The sequence below is a fragment of the Allobacillus salarius genome (assembly GCF_007559425.1).
GTDB lineage: Bacteria > Bacillota > Bacilli > Bacillales > Alkalibacillaceae > Allobacillus > Allobacillus salarius.
The window spans coordinates 1-1234 of the sequence record NZ_VMHE01000071.1; the positions used below are offsets into that span (position 1 = coordinate 1).

9 tRNA genes and 1 rRNA gene are annotated in these 1234 nt (G+C 49.2%); all 10 read right to left on the reverse strand.

Going from position 1 to position 1234, the window contains the following annotated elements:
- Window positions 1-86 precede the first annotated feature (86 nt).
- Window positions 87-162, reverse strand: a tRNA-Ala gene (locus FPQ13_RS13075).
- Window positions 163-171: 9 nt separating this feature from the next.
- A tRNA-Pro gene (locus FPQ13_RS13080) sits at window positions 172-245 on the reverse strand.
- A 5-nt stretch (window positions 246-250) separates the two neighbouring features.
- Window positions 251-327 (reverse strand) — tRNA-Arg (locus FPQ13_RS13085).
- 14 nt (window positions 328-341) lie between these two features.
- Window positions 342-431 (reverse strand) — tRNA-Leu (locus FPQ13_RS13090).
- 15 nt (window positions 432-446) lie between these two features.
- Window positions 447-521: transfer RNA gene (locus tag FPQ13_RS13095), tRNA-Gly, on the reverse strand.
- An 11-nt stretch (window positions 522-532) separates the two neighbouring features.
- A tRNA-Leu gene (locus tag FPQ13_RS13100) sits at window positions 533-614 on the reverse strand.
- A 3-nt stretch (window positions 615-617) separates the two neighbouring features.
- A tRNA-Lys gene (locus FPQ13_RS13105) sits at window positions 618-693 on the reverse strand.
- A 41-nt stretch (window positions 694-734) separates the two neighbouring features.
- Window positions 735-810 (reverse strand) — tRNA-Thr (locus FPQ13_RS13110).
- Between the two features lie 5 nt (window positions 811-815).
- Window positions 816-891: transfer RNA gene (locus tag FPQ13_RS13115), tRNA-Val, on the reverse strand.
- Between the two features lie 9 nt (window positions 892-900).
- Window positions 901-1016 (reverse strand): 5S ribosomal RNA (gene rrf, locus FPQ13_RS13120).
- Window positions 1017-1234 lie beyond the last annotated feature (218 nt).

The following is a 1234-nucleotide window of genomic DNA, read 5'->3' on the forward strand; positions in this document are numbered from 1 at the left end:
GTTTGTTTCTTTCCCAATCAATAAGAAAGAAACCGAATTGACTTCAGGCTATTTTGTTTAGTTTTCAAGGTTCGAAAGAAATAATATGGTGGAGCCTAGCGGGATCGAACCGCTGACCTCCTGCGTGCAAAGCAGGCGCTCTCCCAGCTGAGCTAAGGCCCCAATGGAATATCGGGAAGACAGGATTCGAACCTGCGACCCCTTGGTCCCAAACCAAGTGCTCTACCAAGCTGAGCTACTTCCCGTTATATGGCGCGCCCGAGAGGAGTCGAACCCCTAACCTTCTGATCCGTAGTCAGACACTCTATCCAATTGAGCTACGGGCGCAAAAAGAAAATCAATGGTGCCGAGGGCCGGACTCGAACCGGCACGGAGGTACACCCTCCGCAGGATTTTAAGTCCTGTGCGTCTGCCAATTCCGCCACCCCGGCACAACTTTGGCATAATGGAGCGGAAGACGGGATTCGAACCCGCGACCCCCACCTTGGCAAGGTGGTGTTCTACCACTGAACTACTTCCGCGAACAAGATGATGCGGGTGGAGGGAGTCGAACCCCCACGCCCGGAGGCACTAGATCCTAAGTCTAGCGCGTCTGCCAATTCCGCCACACCCGCAAATGGTGAGCCATGGAGGATTCGAACCTCCGACCCTCTGATTAAAAGTCAGATGCTCTACCGACTGAGCTAATGGCTCGGATCATTTGTTCATCATTTTCACCTTGCGGCGAAAATAAGTGGTGCCGGCCAGAGGACTTGAACCCCCAACCTACTGATTACAAGTCAGTTGCTCTACCAGTTGAGCTAGGCCGGCATATATGGTGGAGGATGCAGGACTTGAACCTGCGACCCCCTGCTTGTAAGGCAGGTGCTCTCCCAGCTGAGCTAATCCTCCGTAATTAACGCCCGGCAGCGTCCTACTCTTGCAGGGGAAAAACCCCAACTACCATCGGCGCTAGAGAGCTTAACTTCTGTGTTCGGAATGGGAACAGGTGTGACCTCTCTGCCATCGCCACCGGACTTCAAATTCTATTCATTTTTCAAGGACAAGTTATATTATATTAACCTTAGCTGAAAAATGCAAGGAATTTTTAAAAGAATTTTATGTAAGTGTTAATCTTTTGCGAAAAACACTACATTTCATGTTCTAAAATAAGTTTAAAGGCATATACCTTCAAAACTAGATAAGAAGCAATACATCATCAAGTAAGTTAAGTCCTCGACCGATTAGTATCCGT